This window comes from Phocaeicola sp. HCN-40430 (genome assembly GCF_037890285.1).
Lineage (GTDB): Bacteria > Bacteroidota > Bacteroidia > Bacteroidales > Bacteroidaceae > Phocaeicola > Phocaeicola acetigenes.
Genome location: NZ_JBBKBS010000025.1, coordinates 15850 through 35554, shown reverse-complemented (window position 1 = coordinate 35554; position 19705 = coordinate 15850). Strand labels below are relative to the sequence as shown.

At 41.0% G+C, this 19705-nt stretch carries 23 protein-coding genes; 11 read left to right on the top strand and 12 right to left on the bottom strand.

What is annotated here, in order from left to right; genetic code table 11:
* Positions 1–6 precede the first annotated feature (6 nt).
* On the top strand, positions 7–402 hold the full coding sequence (locus WKU26_RS10725; RefSeq protein ID WP_340321990.1) for a DUF1573 domain-containing protein: 396 nt from the start codon (positions 7–9) through the stop codon (positions 400–402).
* A 104-nt stretch (positions 403–506) separates the two neighbouring features.
* Here WKU26_RS10725 and WKU26_RS10720 read toward each other — a convergent pair whose 3' ends face one another.
* From WKU26_RS10720 to WKU26_RS10710, 3 genes are read right to left on the bottom strand one after another with little or no spacing between them, the layout of a single operon-like run.
* Positions 507–1139 carry an outer membrane beta-barrel protein gene (locus WKU26_RS10720; protein ID WP_340321989.1) on the bottom strand — a complete coding sequence of 211 codons (633 nt, stop codon included), beginning with the start codon at positions 1137–1139 and terminating at the stop codon, positions 507–509.
* Positions 1140–1153: 14 nt separating this feature from the next.
* Positions 1154–1786: a DUF4136 domain-containing protein gene (locus tag WKU26_RS10715; protein ID WP_340321988.1), complete on the bottom strand. Its 633-nt coding sequence runs from the start codon at positions 1784–1786 to the stop codon at positions 1154–1156.
* 27 nt (positions 1787–1813) lie between these two features.
* The gene (locus WKU26_RS10710) at positions 1814–2371 is read right to left on the bottom strand and encodes a DUF4251 domain-containing protein (RefSeq protein WP_340321987.1); all 558 of its coding nucleotides are present in this window, start codon (positions 2369–2371) and stop codon (positions 1814–1816) included.
* Positions 2372–2541: 170 nt separating this feature from the next.
* Here WKU26_RS10710 and WKU26_RS10705 point away from each other — a divergent pair, with 170 nt between their 5' ends.
* The 3 genes from WKU26_RS10705 to WKU26_RS10695 are packed head-to-tail and all read left to right on the top strand — an operon-like array spanning position 2542 to position 5557.
* Positions 2542–3192: a hypothetical protein gene (locus tag WKU26_RS10705; protein ID WP_340322001.1), complete on the top strand. Its 651-nt coding sequence runs from the start codon at positions 2542–2544 to the stop codon at positions 3190–3192.
* A gap of 15 nt (positions 3193–3207) precedes the next feature.
* The gene (locus WKU26_RS10700; protein ID WP_340321986.1) at positions 3208–4383 is read left to right on the top strand and encodes an MFS transporter; all 1176 of its coding nucleotides are present in this window, start codon (positions 3208–3210) and stop codon (positions 4381–4383) included.
* Positions 4384–4393: 10 nt separating this feature from the next.
* Positions 4394–5557, top strand: a complete 1164-nt coding sequence (locus tag WKU26_RS10695) for a DUF3843 family protein (protein ID WP_340321985.1) — start codon at positions 4394–4396, stop codon at positions 5555–5557.
* Positions 5558–5659: 102 nt separating this feature from the next.
* On the opposite strand, the gene WKU26_RS10690 is transcribed toward WKU26_RS10695, so the two are convergent.
* The 5 genes from WKU26_RS10690 to WKU26_RS10670 are packed head-to-tail and all read right to left on the bottom strand — an operon-like array spanning position 5660 to position 8462.
* Entirely contained in the window at positions 5660–6241 is a 582-nt protein-coding gene (locus tag WKU26_RS10690; protein ID WP_340321984.1) for a Maf-like protein, read from the bottom strand.
* A 14-nt stretch (positions 6242–6255) separates the two neighbouring features.
* On the bottom strand, positions 6256–6774 hold the full coding sequence (locus WKU26_RS10685) for an HAD hydrolase family protein (protein WP_178266232.1): 519 nt from the start codon (positions 6772–6774) through the stop codon (positions 6256–6258).
* Complete coding sequence (locus WKU26_RS10680; protein WP_340322000.1) at positions 6771–7559, bottom strand: Rossmann-like and DUF2520 domain-containing protein; 789 nt, start codon at positions 7557–7559, stop codon at positions 6771–6773. Before WKU26_RS10680 ends, WKU26_RS10685 begins: the two co-directional genes overlap by 4 nt.
* A gap of 31 nt (positions 7560–7590) precedes the next feature.
* A complete protein-coding gene (locus WKU26_RS10675; RefSeq protein WP_178266233.1) occupies positions 7591–7923 on the bottom strand; it encodes a hypothetical protein in 333 nt (110 codons plus the stop codon).
* A gap of 2 nt (positions 7924–7925) precedes the next feature.
* Positions 7926–8462, bottom strand: a complete 537-nt coding sequence (locus WKU26_RS10670; protein WP_178266234.1) for a nitroreductase family protein — start codon at positions 8460–8462, stop codon at positions 7926–7928.
* Positions 8463–8541: 79 nt separating this feature from the next.
* Here WKU26_RS10670 and WKU26_RS10665 point away from each other — a divergent pair, with 79 nt between their 5' ends.
* From WKU26_RS10665 to WKU26_RS10635, 7 genes are all read left to right on the top strand, one after another.
* The gene (locus WKU26_RS10665) at positions 8542–9516 is read left to right on the top strand and encodes a GNAT family N-acetyltransferase (protein ID WP_340321983.1); all 975 of its coding nucleotides are present in this window, start codon (positions 8542–8544) and stop codon (positions 9514–9516) included.
* Between the two features lie 392 nt (positions 9517–9908).
* Positions 9909–10313 (top strand): methylmalonyl-CoA epimerase, encoded by a 405-nt coding sequence (mce, locus tag WKU26_RS10660; protein ID WP_178266236.1) that lies wholly within the window; start codon positions 9909–9911, stop codon positions 10311–10313.
* Between the two features lie 270 nt (positions 10314–10583).
* Positions 10584–12137: an acyl-CoA carboxylase subunit beta gene (locus tag WKU26_RS10655; protein ID WP_340321982.1), complete on the top strand. Its 1554-nt coding sequence runs from the start codon at positions 10584–10586 to the stop codon at positions 12135–12137.
* A gap of 22 nt (positions 12138–12159) precedes the next feature.
* Positions 12160–13089: an OadG family transporter subunit gene (locus WKU26_RS10650; RefSeq protein WP_178266238.1), complete on the top strand. Its 930-nt coding sequence runs from the start codon at positions 12160–12162 to the stop codon at positions 13087–13089.
* A gap of 18 nt (positions 13090–13107) precedes the next feature.
* Complete coding sequence (locus WKU26_RS10645) at positions 13108–13536, top strand: acetyl-CoA carboxylase biotin carboxyl carrier protein (RefSeq protein ID WP_178266239.1); 429 nt, start codon at positions 13108–13110, stop codon at positions 13534–13536.
* A gap of 2 nt (positions 13537–13538) precedes the next feature.
* Positions 13539–14699 carry a sodium ion-translocating decarboxylase subunit beta gene (locus tag WKU26_RS10640; protein WP_340321981.1) on the top strand — a complete coding sequence of 387 codons (1161 nt, stop codon included), beginning with the start codon at positions 13539–13541 and terminating at the stop codon, positions 14697–14699.
* 203 nt (positions 14700–14902) lie between these two features.
* Positions 14903–15160, top strand: coding sequence for a cyclomaltodextrinase C-terminal domain-containing protein (locus WKU26_RS10635; protein WP_178266241.1), 258 nt, complete (start codon positions 14903–14905; stop codon positions 15158–15160).
* Between the two features lie 54 nt (positions 15161–15214).
* On the opposite strand, the gene WKU26_RS10630 is transcribed toward WKU26_RS10635, so the two are convergent.
* Genes WKU26_RS10630 through WKU26_RS10615 form a run of 4 tightly spaced genes read right to left on the bottom strand, consistent with a single transcriptional unit; the run spans position 15215 to position 19640 of the window.
* Complete coding sequence (locus WKU26_RS10630) at positions 15215–16819, bottom strand: MFS transporter (RefSeq protein ID WP_340321980.1); 1605 nt, start codon at positions 16817–16819, stop codon at positions 15215–15217.
* Positions 16816–17886, bottom strand: a complete 1071-nt coding sequence (locus WKU26_RS10625; RefSeq protein ID WP_178266243.1) for an efflux RND transporter periplasmic adaptor subunit — start codon at positions 17884–17886, stop codon at positions 16816–16818. Before WKU26_RS10625 ends, WKU26_RS10630 begins: the two co-directional genes overlap by 4 nt.
* 10 nt (positions 17887–17896) lie before the next feature.
* Entirely contained in the window at positions 17897–19216 is a 1320-nt protein-coding gene (locus WKU26_RS10620; protein WP_340321999.1) for a TolC family protein, read from the bottom strand.
* A complete protein-coding gene (locus tag WKU26_RS10615; protein ID WP_178266244.1) occupies positions 19197–19640 on the bottom strand; it encodes a MarR family winged helix-turn-helix transcriptional regulator in 444 nt (147 codons plus the stop codon). The genes WKU26_RS10620 and WKU26_RS10615 overlap by 20 nt, the downstream gene beginning before the upstream one ends.
* Positions 19641–19705 lie beyond the last annotated feature (65 nt).

The window sequence follows — 19705 nt, the reverse complement described above, 5'->3', positions numbered from 1 at the left end:
ATAAAAATGAAAAAGATTTTTCTTACAACCTTATTTTTAGTATCAAGTATCTTGATTGTACTGGCACAAGGTACTGCGGAGATTACATTCGACAAGACTACACACAACTTTGGAACTTTCTCTGAAAATAATCCTAAAGTAACATGTAAATTCCAATTCAAGAATACGGGAGACGGACCATTGGTTATCCATCAGGCTATTGCCTCATGCGGTTGCACTGTTCCACGCTATCCCAAAGAACCAATCAAACCGGGAGAAGGTGGTGAAATTACTATAATTTACGATGGAACAGGTAAATTTCCTGGACATTTCCGCAAGTCTATCACACTTCGTACTAACGGAAAAAAAGAAATTACCAGACTTTACGTAGAAGGAACCATGATGCCTAAAGACGACAAATAAATTTAGAATACAAAACATAAGGCCAATCCGGTACCACTGCCAGATTGGCCTTTCTTCTTTCTCTCTTTCTATAAAGTGTTATATGTCTGAAAAATCAAATTAGATTAGAAAAGAATACCCAAACGGAATCCGACATCACTCTGTCCGTCGATATCTCCCAATAAGGTTTGAGTATGATTGGTTGCATAGTTATAAAAACCTGCTACATGAAAGCCAAAACGTCTGTCTGTTCGAGGATAGATTTTCAAACCAATCTCTGGAGATACATAAAAGCCCCAAGCCTCATCATACAATCCTCTGCTGCCATAATATGTGGTATTGCGAGCAAACATTGTTCCAAGTTTCACTCCCACATAGGGCTTTACGTGCGAACCCTCATACAGATTATATGATGTAGTAACACCAAAAGGAAGCTGATAGGCAGAACGCTGCTGATCTGTTGTAAGTGATTCTGTAGGCGACAAAGCTAATGTTTGGCGACCTACATATTTATGATTAGTATGAAAATTGGCAAATACTCCAACCTCCCATTTGGGAAGTACCTCATAAGCAACCTCAAAGTTCATTCCCCAACCACTTATTTTCTCTGCAAAATCAGTACCTAACGGAGCATTCATCTGCCAGTCTACTGTAAAATGCAACTTTTCAGAATTCCATTGTGCATGTGCCTGCACGGTAAAAAACGATAATGCACAGGCTACTATTGCTACTTTTCGAAACAATTTATTTGTCTTCATATTATATCCTCCCCTTAATTGTTACGTGTAATATAATCCGACTGAGCAAAAGCCTGATCTACACCATCCAACAAAAACAACAGATTGGTTTTTCCATTGCCATAACTATAGCCCGATGCACTGGCATACCATACCACAGGAAGCTGTTTATTTTCATCCCCTTCCTCTTTTGACGTCAAGTCAACCATCTCAATAATCAATGCATTGGTATCATAAGAATAAGATACAGGATACGGATAATACCATCCTCCCCACCAGTCTCCCCAGAATCCCCAGTTCCACCAGCCATTCCAATAGCCACCTGTTACAATCTGAGTAGATTGGGCAAGATACGACAACTGTAAACCAATATTTGCGTCTTCTTTTTGTTCTGGTTCTGTCAGACGTGTATACCCTCTCTCATTCATATACTGTTCTACTTTGGAAATAAGTTGCATTGCATTCTCGTCTTTCCAATAAGTTGCTTTATATCCACCTATTTCCAATATACTATCTGGCAGAAAATAAGTCTGATATTTGCCAAAATCCACATTGTTGTCGTGATCTGTATATACAACCAAGTTGGCATCCATTTGTCCAAAATCCGGATCTTTCTCGCATGACATCATCCCCAATGTCATACAAGCCAATAATAACATTTTTTTCATAAGTCTCAACAATTTTCTTGTTTTATACTAAAACGAGCGTCCTTTATACACATTACTCTTTTCTATAGGCAATAATGCACCTGACAAAGAAAGTCTATTTGAATTAAAATTCGGTGTAATGTCTACTGAAGCATTATTTCCTCCATTAGGTAAGAAAATGTCTATACGAGCAGAAATTCCAGTACCCATCACATTCATAGACACTCGAATATTATTCTTCTTGTCTTTTTTCACTTCATAGTTGGTAAGCTTACCTTCTACCGTTACTCCTCCAATACCATTGGGGCCGCTTACCGGAATATTGAAAGCAACCTGTACCACAGCTTCATCACCGTTTACAGAAACAAAATTAGTATTCGAAGACACGTAAGCAGTCTGGCCATATTTAAAAACTACACGATCTGCTTCCAATGTAAAAGCCTTCTGATTAATAGCTTGTTCTGCCTCACAGAACATAAGACTGTCTAAGCGTGCCTGCAACTCTTTCTTTTGTTCCCGAGTCAATTCTTGCTCCGGAGTCTGTATTTGAGCATACCCTCTCATTGAGATCAGGGCTACTACCATGAAAAATAAAATCCGTTTCATAATCTCCATTTTTTAATGTTCATCTATAAAACAACGAAAAGAGAATTTCGCTGCATGAAACTCATTTAAAAAAGTATAAAAGCATCATAAAAGACACATGTTATCTCTTTTCTTTTTATATTTAGATATTCAATAGTAAGAAACCTTAAACTTTTATCTATATGAACAGCATTTCAGATATAACCATGCTTATAGCCGTCATTGCATTGGCTATGTGGCCCATCGCTTTATTCATTCTCCACTTTTTGAATGAACGCAAAAGAAAACTGGAACATATCGAACGAATGACAAAAAACGAACTCGACGATATCTCAACTCAAGACCTTGTCCTCAGTGTATTGAAAAAAATAGGATGCCAACCGGAAATCAATTCTGAAGAACATATATGTTTCAAATACCAAGGTGAAGACTTTTACATTGCAACCGAACCGGAAAACCGGTTCATCATGATATGGAACCCATGGTGGGGATCCATCAGTACAGATAATGAGGCACTGCCATTCTTAAAAGAAATCATTAATCTAACCAATATAAACTCTCTTATTACTACAGTCTATATGGCCGATGAAGATGAAAAGACTATAGGCCTGCACTCTCGATGTCATACCTTCTTCTCCCCCAATGAAGGAGAATTGGAAGAACACATGAAAATGCTATTGGATTCGTTTTTCGATACACACAATGCCGTAAAAGACAATATGAACCAATTAAGCTCAGCTGCAATAAATGAAGAGACCCAAAAAGAGCGTGTAAAAATCAAAGGATTTGCTGCATATAAAAAAGAAAATACAGTCCCCATAGATCCTGAAACTACAAAATAATATACCTTTGCAACCATGAAACAAACATTAGAAGACAACAAAGGTATTCCATCCTCCTTATTATGGACTTTAGCCATCATCTCCGGTATATCCGTAGCTAATCTGTATTACAACCAACCACTACTAAATCGGATTAGTGAAGACTTAAACATATCCGAGTTTACTGCCAATCTTATCCCTATGGTTACACAAATAGGTTATGCACTGGGATTGCTGTTCATTATTCCTTTGGGTGACTTGTACAAGCGGAAACATATCATTGTAACAAACTTTCTGCTATTGGCTCTATCCATGTTCGGATTTGCCATATCCAGTCATATATACTTTACCTTGGCAGTATCTTTGATTACTGGAATCTGTTCGGTAATGCCACAAATCTTTATCCCCATTGCCGCACAATTCTCCCAACCAGAAAAGAAATCACAGAATATCGGTATATTGGTAAGCGGACTACTGACCGGAATTTTAGGTTCACGGGTCGTCAGCGGTATAGTAGGAGAATATTGGGGATGGAGAACCATGTATTATATTGCAGCCATTTTAATGCTGCTCAGTATTCTTGTCGTTATACGTACCCTTCCCAATATGCCCGTCAACTATAAAGGAACTTATTGGGGGCTGATGAAATCTGTTTTCTCTTTCATCAGAGACAATGCTACATTGCGTATGGTTTCTGCCCGCGCCGGACTGTGTTTCGGATGCTTTCTGTCTTTATGGGCCTGTCTTGCCTTCAAGATGAGCGGTGAACCGTTTTACGCAGGAAACAACATCATCGGTATGTTAGGGTTATGTGGTATAGCAGGAGCCATGACCGCTTCACTGGTAGGTAAGTACGTCCGTATATTGGGCGTGAGAAAATTAAACTACATCGGATGTTCCATCATGATTCTATCATGGATTATACTATATGTATTTCAAAACAGCTATATCGGAATCATTGCCGGTATTATTTTGATAGACATTGGTATGCAGTGTGTGCAATTAAGCAATCAGACTTGTGCACTTTCTCTGGCTCCTCATGCATCCAACCGAATGAATACAATTTTCATGACCACTTACTTTTTAGGTGGGTCGTTGGGAACATTCCTTGCCGGAACTTTCTGGCACAGTTTTGAATGGGCCGGTGTAACAGGAGTAGGTATCTGCATGGCCGCCTGCTCCATGCTCATCACTCTTTTTACCAAACATTAAGTTCCATTTTATGAATCAATCTGCTATTTATCCTAAAGACTGGCTATCTATACACCCCTATACAAGTCAGCAGCCCTCAGACAAATACTTTATCGATTTGTCCAACCAGTTATATACTGTTTCTATCCCGGAAGAACTCCCGGTTCATTTCCGGAAAAAGCTCTGTACATATACGGCTGCCTATCTGGAAGACATTATTTCCAATCTTGGTTTATGGAACAGCTTCCGCCAAGAACATCGTCGTCTTTATCATACTGCATTACCTTTTTATGCGGTTTCCACCGACTATATAGATGAAGAAGTAAACGAAGAGGATATTCGCTTTATTATATGGAATACATGGCAGAAGGCACTCTACCCTCACAGTTATATCAACCCTAACGACGAGCGGATTCATCGCCTGTCCCAATCATTCTATCAAATTTTATGTAAGGCATACGAAGAAGCTCCCGAAAACGATGTACTGGAAAACTATTTCCACGATTTCAAAGATGAGAAGGATGCCGACCGGAAACTGACCTGGCTATTCGGACACACCTATCTGACTGAACCATCCATGCAGCCTTATATCGAACGAGTTACTCCCAAGGACCGATTCATTATACCTACCGGACCATTGGCACTGTTCTTGCACGAATGGATGGATTTACTGAGCAAGAATGCTTCGTGGAAACAAATCAAAGGACTGTACACTCCCGAACCGGTTATTCCACTGAAAACAAAAGAGAAGAATGCCAACACCTACCAGCGTTTTACCAATGGAAACAACGGCAAACATATTGCCTACCTCAACGGATACGGCGAGTTACGCCATTTCCTTACCCAAATATTGGGATGGGCAGACGATGATGAACATACACTGCCACAAATGAAAAACCACCGGAACTTTATTTTGGTGAGTAATCCGGAAAAAGGTATTCTGCTGGCCAAAGACATTTGCGAATACATTGCAGACAGCGCCAACAAGCTATACAATAAAGAAGAGGCTCAAAAACACGCTTTCCGTCTGCTCACCGAAGAAACAGTCTGTCCGCCCGACTTACTGTCTTATTGCATCGAGCATCAGCTCATTCCAGATGCTCAGTTGCCGGTGCATGGCGAACAGGAATTAGTACAGCGTAATGCCGACTTCATAGCCCGTCATTCTCTCCTGTATTATTATCGAGGAGACTAAAAAGATACTGAAAGAACAATCAAGCCATATAAAAAAGGATTCTGCAATTTTCCTTACAAGAAGATTACAGAATCCTTTTATATATAATCTCATTAAAACGGACTATAACTCTTTCAGTTCCTTATACAAGCGCTGTACCGGAAGCCCCATCACGTTATAGTACGAACCTTTCAGTCCGGTCACACCTACAAAGCCAATCCACTCCTGTACTCCATACGAACCGGCTTTATCCATCGGATGGTATTTCTCTACATAATAACCGATTTCCTCGTCCGACAGCATATCGAATGTCACTTCCGTTACCGAAGCAAAAGACTTCTGAAAGTCTACAGTCGTCAGACAAACTCCGGTAATTACCTGATGCGTACGCCCCGAAAGCATGCGCAACATACGGCAGGCACCAGCCTCATCTACAGGCTTACCCAGCACCATGCCGTCTACATACACTATCGTATCAGCTGTAATCACCAACTCATCCGGCTGCAGGGAAATACGATATGCATTCGCTTTTTCCTGGGCAATGTAAACCGGTATTTCCTCTCCGTTCAATGACTCCGGATATGTTTCGTCTATACCCGGTACAATCTTCACTTCGTAATCCACTCCCAGGCCAGACAAGAGTTCGCGGCGGCGTGGCGAATTGGAAGCCAATATTATCTTATATTTCTTCAAGTTATCGAGCATAACCAACTCCTTTCTTACCAGCCAAAAGCAGCTTCGTGAGACATCCATTTACCTTGAGCACGCAATACCTGTTCTACCACGTCACGTCCACAGCCATATCCCCCGTTACGATGAGAGATATATGTACAAACCGCCTTTATTTCGGGAGCAGCATCAGCCGGACAGCAAGGCAGTCCTACCAGACGCAAGACTTCATAATCGGGAATATCATCTCCCATATAGAGCACCTCTTCTGCTTTCAGATTGTATTTCGAAAGAAAATCGGCATATTCTCTGGTCTTGACAGCAGCCCCCATATAGATATCCTTGATACCCAATCCTTCGTAGCGCAAACGTACAGCCTCGGTTTTTCCTCCGGTAATGATGGCTACATGCAACCCACATTTCACCGCAAGCTGAAGCGCATATCCATCTTTAATATTGACGGTACGCATAGGTTCTCCATTGGGGTGAAGAACGATGGTTTCCGCACTCAGCACACCATCTACATCAAAGACCAATGCCTTTATTTTTGTCAAATCGTAATTTATCATGGTTTCTGATTTTTAGAAATCGTATAATTGTGAATATTCTTACTTATCTGTTCGTACATAGCTGCCAGTTCCGGTTCGGAAGCCAACATCTCCAGATGACGTTCGATGACGTTTACATCATATCGGCAGGCCGGACCTGTCTGTGCTTCTACTGGCGACAAGTGATGTACCTTACGTGCCGTTTCGTCGATAAGCGGAAGCATAGCCTCAAACGGCAAATGCTGTGCAGACAGCAAATGTGCACACACGGCATACATATGATTTGTAAAATTGCAGGCAAATACTGCTGCGATGTGCAGATAACGGCGCTGTTCGGACGTAGCTTCGTAGACTTTAGGAGACAATGTACTTGCCAACTCTTTCAACAAATGCAAGTCGTCTGCCACACAGGCTTCTACAAAAAAAGGAACTTCAGCAAAGTCCACCGGTCGCTGCTTACTGAAAGTCTGCATCGGATAAAGCACTCCGTAGCGTACAGCATGACCTTCCCATACACTTTGAGGCATGCTGCCGGCAGTATGCACAAACAAGGCTTGCGGATTTCTTTTTACCAGTACCGGAATCAAATCCTGCAACACTGCATCTTTTACCGATACGATATACAGTTCTGCTTCTGCCGTTACATCCTCCAGAGAAGTAGTATAAGCACAGTCCAACAGTGTACCCAATGCAGCGGCAGACTGCTCGGTACGACTGTATACCTGACAGACTTCATATCCTTTCTCCTTCAAGACCTTTCCCAGATGTGTAGCTACATTTCCTGCACCAATCAGTGCTATTTTCATCAGTCTATCCTTATTCATCTTTCATTTTATTTCATTTGGACGACAGCCAATAGAGCAATACCCCTATCAACAACAATGTAAGTGGAAGCAAATAGGTTGACACCTGTCCTAATAAAGCAGTCACCAATGCAATATTCTGAATGAGCCAGATACCAGCTAAAATAAGTCCTACCGATTTGTCCGACTTAAACCACAGAAATGTAACAGCTGCATACAGCAACATAGTATCCTTCTGCATTACCCAATCCAGATTATAATCGGAGAAGTCAATCCATTTGTCCAACAGATACAACACTCCCATCAGTACCAGGAAAACTGCCGTAGCCTTATATGTATCCTTTTGCGAAGAAACCTTAACAGCCATGCTTACTGTCCTCCATACTTATTAATATGCACTTTCTCCCATTGCAGATGTTCCTCGTTGAAAGGCTTCCGTTCCATTCCCTTATGCCCGATGGCAATAATAGACAACACCTGAAGCTGCAAAGGAAGCCCCAATATGGCACGCACATACTCATCAGACGGCATTCCGGTAGCCACATAACGTTCGCGTACCTGAATCCAACAACTGCCCAATCCCAAATCTTCTGCCTGCAACTGTATCAGAATAGAAGCTACCGAAGCATCTTCAATCCATACGTCACTGGCCAAAGGATCGGCTGCAACTACAATCGCAAGTGCAGCCTCTTTCAGAAAAGCAGAGCCCGATTCCTTGCAACGAGACAACTTGTCGAGGGTTTCCTTGTCGTCGACAACTATAAACTGCCAACAATTGCTGCGCTTGGAAGAAGGAGCCATCAGAGCGGCTTTCAACAAAGTCACCACTTCTTCCTGAGTCAATTCCTCCTCCGTAAACTTACGCATGCTGCGTCTGTTTTTGAGTAAATCGCTGAAATTCTCCATAAATTAAAAGTTTTAGCCAGACAAATATAAGAGTTAAACTCGGAATGCTCAACAAAAAATTATATATTTGCATAAAACGATGAGTATCCGACTGACTACATATTATAATTCCAAAGATCTTCCCTCCCTGCCCGGTTCGAACATCTTCCACTCTTCAGAGTTGTTTCAAGTATTGGAACAGACCTCTGGATATCAGCCTATCATGCTGGTAGCTACGGAAAAAGAGAAAGTCATCGGCAAATTATTATGTATCACAAGGCGTAACTTCCGTCTGCTGGGCTTTACGAATAAGACTTATGTTTACGGCACCGGAGAATACTTTACGACACCAGGCAAAGAGGAAGCAATTTTCGGCGAGTTCCTTTCCTATTTTACCCGGCGATTTTCCGATCAGTCCTTTCTTATCGAATTCCGCAATTTAGAGAAGCCTCTTTTCGGATACAAATATTTCCGGCAGAACGGATACTTCCCGATACGATGGTTACGTGTACGAAACTCCATCCACCATGAAACAATAGACAAATGGATGAGCGCATCGCGCAAGCGCCAGATAAACCACGGCATAAGAAACGGAGCCGTTATAGACATTGCCCACAACGAGCAAGATGTAAAAGCCTTTTTCTCTATGCTGAAAAAATATTATTCTCCCAAGATACACCGTTATCTCCCCGATTACTCGTTCTTTATATCACTCATCCGCCAATCCGGCAACAAAGAGTTAGGAAAAATCTTTTTAGTCAGGTATAAAAACAAAATTATAGGAGGTGCAGTCTGCCTGTTTTCGGGCAATACCGCTTACCTGCTGTTCTCCGGTGGTATGAGAAAGACATACGCCCGATTGTATCCGGGAGTTTTATCCGTATGGAATGCCATGACATACGCAGCCAAACACCAATATACACATTTTGAATTTATTGATGCCGGCCTTCCTTTCCGCAAATACAGTTACCGCGATTTTATCCTACGCTTCGGAGGGAAACAACTCAGTAGCCGACGCTGGTTTAAAATCCGCTGGAACTGGCTGAACAAACTGCTTATCAAGATCTACGTATAACCATAACCCCTATTCCACTGTACGTTATTTTATCTTGCAAATAAAGTATTTTTACATGGTGAGATAAAACATATAGCCCACGTCGTTGAATATATAACCAACGTCAACGGCTATACATCCAACGACGCCGAATCTGCATCCGACGTCGCCGATTAAAAGGAAGGACTTACTCCATAGAAGATAAATCACTGAAAAACAAAATTTTTCCATTATCTACAATATTTATACTTCCCGTTCATCTCATTTAATCCTCGCCGTATCACTACAAAATAAAAAACATCACCCATTAAAATAAATCTTGCAAAAGTTTCGTTTTTCAGCACAAAATTACTTTCTTTGTGCAACTGATAAATGAAACTTTAAGCTTAATACCAATAAAAAACAACACGATTATGAAAATTTCTCACATCGAACATTTGGGTATTGCTGTAAAAAGCATCGAAGAAGCCCTTCCTTATTACGAAAACGTACTTGGTTTAAAATGCTATAATATTGAGACTGTAGAAGATCAGAAAGTCAGAACAGCCTTTCTTAAATGTGGCGATACCAAACTGGAGTTGCTTGAACCGACTTGTCCGGAAAGTACAATTGCCAAATTTATAGAAAACAGAGGCATGGGAGTACATCATGTAGCATTTGCAGTAGAAGACGGAGTAGCCAATGCACTGGCAGAAGCAGAAACCCAGGGTATCCGACTCATCGACAAAGCTCCACGCAAAGGAGCAGAAGGATTGAACATTGCATTCTTACATCCAAAATCTACAATGGGAATCCTGACCGAATTATGTGAAAAATAATTTCAGAAGATGAACTGATTTTTCAGGATTCAGCAACTGCAAAAAGAAATAGAGGTGTATCAAAACAAAATGATAATATCGTTTTTGACATTCTGAACGTAGCGAAAATCTCAAATGCAATCATGAGACAGGCTTTGCCGAAATTATCCCTTCGCTATGTTCAGAATGCAATCTTGTGTTAACCTTTTGCTTTCAACTCTTCCCTCTCTTTGCTGCTGCAAGCCTGAAATCTCCATCTTTTATTTATCAATCAATAAATATTCTAATACCATGAGTAACCAACTTGAAAAAGTAAAAGAGCTGATTGAACTACGTGCCCAGGCTCGTTTGGGTGGTGGTGAAAAAGCAATCGAAAAACAACACGCAAAAGGAAAATATACAGCCCGCGAACGTATCGCCATGCTATTGGACGAGGGCAGTTTCGAAGAAATGGATATGTTTGTCAAACACCGTTGTACAAACTTCGGTATGGACAAGAAACATTATCTGGGCGATGGTGTCGTAACCGGTTACGGTACAATTGAAGGACGTCTGGTATATGTATTTGCACAGGACTTTACCGTATCGGCAGGTTCCTTGTCGGAAACTATGTCTCTGAAAATCTGTAAAGTGATGGATATGGCCATGAAAATGGGTGCTCCTTGTATCGGTATCAACGACTCGGGTGGTGCACGTATTCAGGAAGGTATCAATGCACTGGCAGGATATGCTGAAATTTTCCAGCGTAACATTCTTGCTTCGGGAGTGATTCCTCAGATTTCGGGTATCTTTGGTCCTTGCGCCGGTGGTGCAGTGTATTCTCCGGCATTGACAGACTTTACTTTGATGATGGAAGGTACATCGTATATGTTCCTTACCGGACCTAAAGTAGTAAAAACTGTAACAGGTGAAGATGTTTCGCAAGAAGATCTGGGAGGTGCAAGCGTTCACTCTACCCGTTCGGGAGTAACCCACTTCACTGCCTCCACCGAAGAAGAAGGTCTGGCATTAATCCGCAAGTTGCTGAGCTACATTCCTCAGAACAACCTGGAAGAACCTCCTTATGTAGACTGTACAGACCCTATCGACCGTCTGGAGGATTCCTTAAACGAAATTATCCCCGACAGTCCTAACAAGCCATACGATATGTACGAAGTCATCGGAGCTATTGTAGACAACGGTGAATTCCTTGAAATACAACGTGACTTTGCCAAAAATATCATTATCGGTTTCGCACGTTTCAACGGCCAGTCTGTAGGTATCGTGGCAAACCAGCCTAAATTCCTTGCCGGAGTATTAGACTGCAATGCATCTCGTAAGGGTGCACGCTTCGTACGCTTCTGCGACGCATTCAACATTCCTATCGTATCTTTAGTCGATGTTCCAGGATTCCTTCCGGGTACCGGACAAGAATATAACGCAGTCATTCTGCATGGAGCCAAACTGTTGTATGCATACGGCGAAGCTACTGTTCCTAAAGTTACAGTTACTTTACGTAAATCGTACGGAGGTTCACATATCGTAATGAGCTGTAAGCAGTTGAGAGGCGACATGAACTATGCATGGCCTACTGCAGAAATCGCAGTAATGGGTGGTGCCGGAGCCGTAGAAGTATTGTATGCAAAAGAAGCCAAAGAAGCTGCAGATCCTAAAGCATTCATGGCTGAAAAAGAAGCAGAATATACCAAACTGTTTGCCAATCCGTACAATGCTGCCAAGTATGGCTATATCGATGATGTAATAGAGCCACGCAATACACGTTTCCGTATCATTCGTGCATTGCAGCAGTTACAGACCAAGAAATTGAGCAATCCAGCCAAGAAACATGGCAATATTCCATTGTAATAACCTTAAAAAAAGAGTATTTATGAACAAACATAAAGCCGGAATATTCCTATCCTTGCTGCTGTTGGCTGTTTTCAGTTCCTGCACCAAGCAGAAACCGAACAACAAGCTGGTGATTAATGAAGTCTTAGTAGACAACCAAAGTAACTTCCAAGACGATTATGGTATTCACAGCGGATGGATTGAAATATTCAATAAAGCATATAGCACAGCCGATCTGGCAGGATGTCTGCTGAAAGTAAGCAGTCAGCCAGGAGATACCATTACCTATTTTATTCCTAAAGGTGATGTATTGACCAGCATCAAACCACGCCAGCATACTTTATTCTGGGCAGACGGGACTCCAAGAAGAGGAACATTCCATACCAATTTTGTATTAGACAAAAACAATGCCAACTGGATTGGTCTTTATGACTCGGGACGTAAACTTCTGGACCAGGTCGTAGTACCTGCCGGCATTCTAAAAGCCAACCAATCGTATGCACGCGTCAGTGATGCAGACAACCAGTGGGAGGTAAAAGACGACAGTGCTGAAAAGTATGTAACTCCAAGTACTAACAACAAGACGATAGAAAGCAATCCTAAAATGGATAAATTCGAACAACACGACCCAGCCGGAATCGGTATGGCTATTTCTGCCATGAGTGTCGTATTCTTAGGATTGATTCTGCTTTATATCTGCTTTAAATTTATCGGTAAGACAGCCATCGTTTTGCGTAAACGCAATGCAATGAAAGCACATAATATTACAGATAAACAAGAAGCAAAAGAAAAAGGACTGGGAGAAGCACCGGGAGAAATCATCGCTGCTATTTCAATGGCACTTCACGAAGCTCAAGGAGCCGACCATGATGTGGAAGAAACCATTCTTACCATCAGCCGTGTGAAACGAAGCTATTCTCCTTGGAGTTCAAAAATCTATACTTTGCGCGAAACGCCTCATAAAAAATAATCTCTAAAGAATAAAACAATGAAAGAATATAAATATAAAATTAACGGTAATCTCTATAAAGTAACTGTAGGCGATATAGAAGACAACAACGTACGTGTAGAAGTAAACGGTACTTCATACACTGTAGAATTGGAAAAACAGGCTAAACCCAAAATCAAACCTGTAGTACGTACTGAATCTACTACACCGGCAGCACCTCCTACTCCAATCAGCAGACCAGCTGTAAGTGGTGGTAAATCGGGTATTAAATCACCGTTACCAGGTGTTATTCTGGAAATTAAAGTAAAAGAAGGAGATACTGTAAAACGCGGACAAACACTGATGATACTGGAAGCCATGAAAATGGAAAACGATATCAAGTCTGACCGCGACGGTAAAGTGACAGCAATCAATGTCAGCAAAGGAGAATCTATTCTGGAAGGTACGGACCTTATAATCATTGAATAATTATGGGAGAATTTGTTAGTTTTTTACAAAATAACTTGGCAGATTTCTGGACATATACCGGCTTCTACAATGCAACATACCAGCATATTATCATGCTGCTCATCGGTATATTCTTCATTTATCTTGCCGTAGCAAAAGAATTTGAGCCAATGTTGCTCATTCCTATCGGATTTGGTATTCTGATAGGCAATATTCCATTCAATATGGAAGCCGGATTGAAAGTAGGTATTTACGAAGAAGGCTCCGTGCTCAACATTCTCTATCAGGGAGTTACATCCGGATGGTATCCGCCGCTTATCTTCCTGGGAATTGGTGCCATGACCGACTTCTCGGCTTTGATATCAAATCCAAAACTGATGCTAATCGGTGCAGCCGCTCAATTCGGTATATTTGGAGCTTATATGATTGCACTGGCAATCGGATTCGATCCGATGCAAGCTGCCGCTATCGGTATTATCGGTGGAGCAGACGGTCCTACGGCTATCTTCCTCTCCTCCAAACTGGCACCTAACCTCATGGGAGCGATTGCTGTATCAGCCTACTCATACATGGCATTAGTTCCAGTGATACAACCGCCTATCATGCGTTTACTGACCACCAAACATGAACGTCTGATTAAAATGAAAGCTCCTCGTGCTGTATCACATACAGAGAAAGTAATGTTCCCTATCGTAGGTCTGTTGCTGACTTGCTTCCTTGTACCGTCAGGTCTGCCGTTGCTGGGTATGCTTTTCTTCGGTAATCTTTTGAAAGAAAGTGGAGTTACACGCCGTTTGGCAGAAACTGCCCGTGGTCCGCTGATTGACACTATTACCATTTTGTTGGGACTCACAGTAGGTGCTTCTACTCAAGCTTCCGAATTCCTTACTATGGACTCTATCAAAATCTTTGCATTGGGAGCGTTATCATTTGTAATCGCGACTGCATCCGGAGTTTTATTTGTCAAGATATTCAATCTGGTTCTGAAGAAAGAAAATAAAATCAATCCGCTTATCGGAAACGCAGGTGTATCTGCAGTTCCCGACTCAGCCCGCATTTCGCAGGTTATCGGTTTGGAATACGATCCAAGCAACTACCTCTTGATGCATGCCATGGGTCCTAACGTAGCTGGCGTTATCGGTTCTGCCGTTGCTGCCGGTATTTTACTGGGATTCCTTATCTAAAAGATGTTTATTTATACACTATAAGAAGAGGCTCTTATCAAGGGTCTCTTCTTTTTTATATCATTTTTAAGCAAAAATCAAAATCTAAACTATTGATTTATGTCATTAAAAATAAAAGATATCTCATATTTTTCCAATTTTTATTCTTACTTGATAAGACTGCTGTATATCTTTGCACCCGCAAATCAAAACTAGACAAGAAGATGTTAGAAAACAAAACTGTAAAGTACCATATTCCGCAGAACGGAATATACGTGTATGTTCGTACTAATGAAAGCAAAACCGAAATGATTGTTTTAAACAGTACCGACAAAGAACAAGTACTACCCAACAATCATTACAACATCTTGACAAAAGATCACAAGGAAGGGAAAGATATCTCGAGTGGAAAAAAAGTAGACTTTACCCAAAACTTGATTTTAGCAGCACACCAATCTATGATTATTGAATTTGGAAAATAAAAGTAAAGGTCGGTACATATAGTTTACCGACCTTTACTTTTTTATCACAAAAGTTTATACCATATCATCTCCTGTTTTAGCAAATGTTACACGAATAGTCTTATGGAAAGGTATAAAGCGTGATATCACAGCAATCACCAATGTCACAATAAAAAGCCATCCCAGCATTTCTTTTAAAGCTAACAACAAGCTTTGCTGCTGTAAAGTAGTATAAAGTGTTGAAGTAGCCAGCTGAGTAGCCTCCATATATCCATGTCCCTGAGAAAGATTACTGGTCAATGCCTGAGAAAATTTCATAGAAGAGAGTGGATCCACCTCCGTCATAGTTTCCGACAAAGAAAACATGTATTTCTGCTCCAAATGATAAAGCACATTACTATAAAAAGATGTAGCTGCAATAGGAGTTAAAACAGAGCGGAATATTATCAGAAAAAAAGCATTCGACAATAAGAACTTTGGGTTCAAGTCTTCTACTGCAAACAAAGCAAAAGCTATAATCAGCGTCAACATCCCTACTCCACGTAAAAAGACAGGAAAGTAAAGCATTTCATACGTGCTATCCGGCGAAATTCCAAAATATAAAATTCCGAAGAAAACAACAAAGCATCCCATTCCTCCTGCTATCAGAAAACGGAAGCGCCAACGCTGCCAACGAAACCACCAGAAACAGATAAATGCCCCCAATACATATCCCGGCAACAAAAATATATAAAGAGAATAAGTATGTGTCGTATCTACTTTCAAGATAACGGACAAATAGTTGGTAAGCAGAGTAGTAGACGTACTGAAAAACATGACCAACATCATATAGAAATATCCGATAATTGTTTTAGTATGATAAAGCGGCATCAAACTTACATAAGGTTTTCGGGAATGTCGCTGAATCCAAATGAAAAAAGCGACCAAGACAGGAGCTATTACAATATACCAGCGAATCTTTTCTGAAGCCATCCAGTCCAATACCTTTCCGTAATTGAACACATACATCAACATCAGCAATGCCACAGAAATAAGAAACATTTCCCGTATATGCAGCTCTGATAATGGGATGGATTTTAAAGGACGATTATGACGATAGCAAACGATTACAGTCAGAATAGACAGCAACAATAAAGCCATCATAAAATAATACATATACTTCCAATTGTAATGATAAGCCAGTTCTGCAGTCAGTACCATGGAAAGCTGTCCTCCTCCATACACCAAAGGATAAAAATAAGAATAAAATTCACTTCGAATCTTCTTAGGACTGAAAATCGTCTGTGCATAACGGATAAACCACAGCATCAAAAAACCTTTCATGAAACCAATCACAAAACTGCACACAATCAATACATCCACATTCTGCGAACGGGCACAAATCCAACTGAGAAAAAATTGGAGAACAAGATTACACAGCAAATGAAACTTTGCAGAAAAACTATCCAATATTTTAGGGACAATAGGATATGCTACAGCCATACCGGCAGAAGCAGCATAATACCCCATTGTTATATCTTCTGTATTTGTACCTAACGTATTCGAAACTTCCAGCATGCTTCCTGTATACGAACCATTCAGCATTGTCACCGGCAGAATCACAATAAACACACTTGCCAATGCAAGCCAGTCAGGTACCCACTTCCTTACCGGAAGTCCCAATTGAACCATCTTTATCATCGACGTAAAGCTTCTGTTTCTACCATCATACCCGCCCGTAATTTCTGCATATCTTCAAGTTGTACATCTTCCAAATCAATACGCACCGGAATACGCTGCTGCACTTTCACAAAATTACCGGCAGAATTATCAGTAGGAACCAATGAATACTTTGAGCCAGTAGCTTCCGAAATAGCACTGACTCTTCCTTTAAAGACACGTCCTGGCAATGCATCCACTTTTATACGAACCTCCTGCCCTATGTAAATATTGGAGATTTGTGTTTCCTTATAATTAGCCGTAATCCATTTATCTTCACTCCTAACCAGATAAGAAATTACCTGTCCGGCCTGTACAAGCTGTCCAACATCCAATGTACGTCTTCCCATATAGCCATCATATGGAGCAACCAATACCGTATACGACAAATTCAATTTAGCCAAATCTACATCAGCTTCTTTTCTCAAGATAGCTGCCTGGGCACTGGTTGTTCGCTTGCTGGTTTCCGAATACTGAGACAATGCGGCCTTTTTTTGCCCAATCAATGCATCGTATCGCGCCTGAGCAGCTTCATATGCAGCCTTCGCTTGTTCGTATTGCTGCTCTGGCACAGACTCCTCTTTCAGCAGACGTTCAAAGCGATGATAGTCTTGCTCATACTGCCAGAGTTTAGCTTTTGCCTCAGCTATATTTGCCTCTTGCACAGCTACATTTGTCTGCGAGGTCTGAATACCTGAGTGCAGAACTTCCTGTGCTCCCCGGGCATCCAACAAAGCTGCTTCTGCTTCTTTTACCTTAATCTGATACTCCCTGTTATCCAATACCAACAAAGTATCTCCACGATGCACATACTGATGCTCTTTAAACCGTACTTCTTTCACATAACCGGTAGCACGGATATTCAAAGGAACCACATACTGATCTACAAAAGCATCATTGGTCACTTCATAATTAATATACTTCCAAAAATAAGTTGCAGTCCACCATAAACCAGAGACGGCCAAAACAATACATAATATATTCAACAATATATTTTGTAAACGTAGTTTCTTTAATTTCTTATGCTTAACTTGTAACTCTTGTGACATATTCTTCTTTTTATAATCTTCCACAAACCTTCTGAAGCTGATAATAAGTATAAATAACCCGTGTACGGGCATTGGTCAGCTGCAACTCCACATTAAGACGTACCGTATTCGCATCCAACAAATCGGTCAGAATTGCCAACTGATTCATATAACGGTTTTGCATAATACGATAATTCTCTTCTGCCTGACGTACAGAAAGCTGAAGAGCCTCCACCTCCTTCAATGCTTCCTGATGCCGAAGATAAGCTGTACGAATCTCTACACGCAAATGTTGCAATTGAAGTTCCTCCTCATTCTGACAAGCATAAACAGCCAGCCGACTCTCTTTCTTCTTATGATTGTTCTTATAAAGCGAAGACAACGAATACGACAAAGAAAGACCAATGTTCCAGTTATTATTATACAAATCGGCCATTGTACGCGATATAGGTCGTGCCAATGTATTTGATGCATAAAGAGATACTTGAGGAAGCGATGCAGAACGCACTCCTTTCACCTCATTTTTAGCCAACTCAGTCTGTTTCCGAAGCCATTTCAAAGAAGGTTCTTCCCGATATGCTTCTTCCCAATAAGCTTCATAATCCTCCAACAAAACAGGCATCGAAAACAAAGAGGTGTCCGGTTTTAACAGATAATCTTCCCTGATACCCAACAAAATAGCAAGCTGTTGTGAAAACAACCTGATATTATTCTCAACTTCAGTCAAAGACAAACGGTCGCGTGTAAGTTGCATTTCGCTACGAAGCACATCATTATTCGTAATCAATCCCTCACGTTTCATCCGACGAATGTCAAACAAACGCAGTTCCGATTCTTCAATCTGGCGCGACAAAATTTCATGCTGTTTATATAAGCTGAAAAGAGACATGTATTTTTCCAATAAATCCAGTTTCAATGCAGCACGATGTGCATCAGTCTGTAAAGATACAGCTTGATGTTCCAGTTGGGCTTTTTTCACCGCATAACGGATTTTTCCACCTTCATACAAGGGCTGAGTGAAATCCACTGCATAATTCTGTGACCAATCCGGTGTATCCGGATAAGTTGCATCAGACAAACCATGTTCAAAGACGACAGGCTGCCCCAATACACCTCCCTTCAGACCAATCTGAATGTCCGGCAATTTCATGGAAGAAGCTGTTTTGATACGTTCTTCTGCCATCTCCAGCTGAATCCGGTCGACCTTCAACTGAAGATTATGTTCAACTCCCCATTCAAAAAGACGGTCGAGTGTAAGAAATAAAGAATCCGAAGGTAAAGAAGCCTCCACGATAGTAGGAGTACAACATATCGCTGCACACAATACCTTTTTAGCTATTTTCAAGTACATCATATACAGCTTTCAGTTCCGACATCATGGTCCTGATTCCTTCTAATCCTATCGCACGTTCGGCATACACATATACCTGGTCCAATATCGGACGAATCTGTTCACGAAAATTTTCTCCCTCCGGAGTAAGAAAGACCAGTTTATTCCGCCGGTCATTCGGATCTTCCTGACGATATACGTACCCTTTCTTTTCCAGGTTATTCATCAAATTGGTCAGACAGGCCTTATCTTTTGCTGTACGTTCTGCCAATACCTGTTGAGTTATCCCCTGCTCGCGCCATAAACTACTCAACACCTGCAACATCTCAAATGTAATTCCGGCATTGTTTTTCTTTAATGTCCGTTGCATAGAACGACGAAAAGCCATTCGGGTACGAAATACCTGCAACATAAGTTCACGAAATTCGCTTCCTTCTCTATTCATTACTCAATTTTCTCTTAACGGATGCAAAGGTAGTACGAATTTCCTAAATAGTCAAATATTTGACT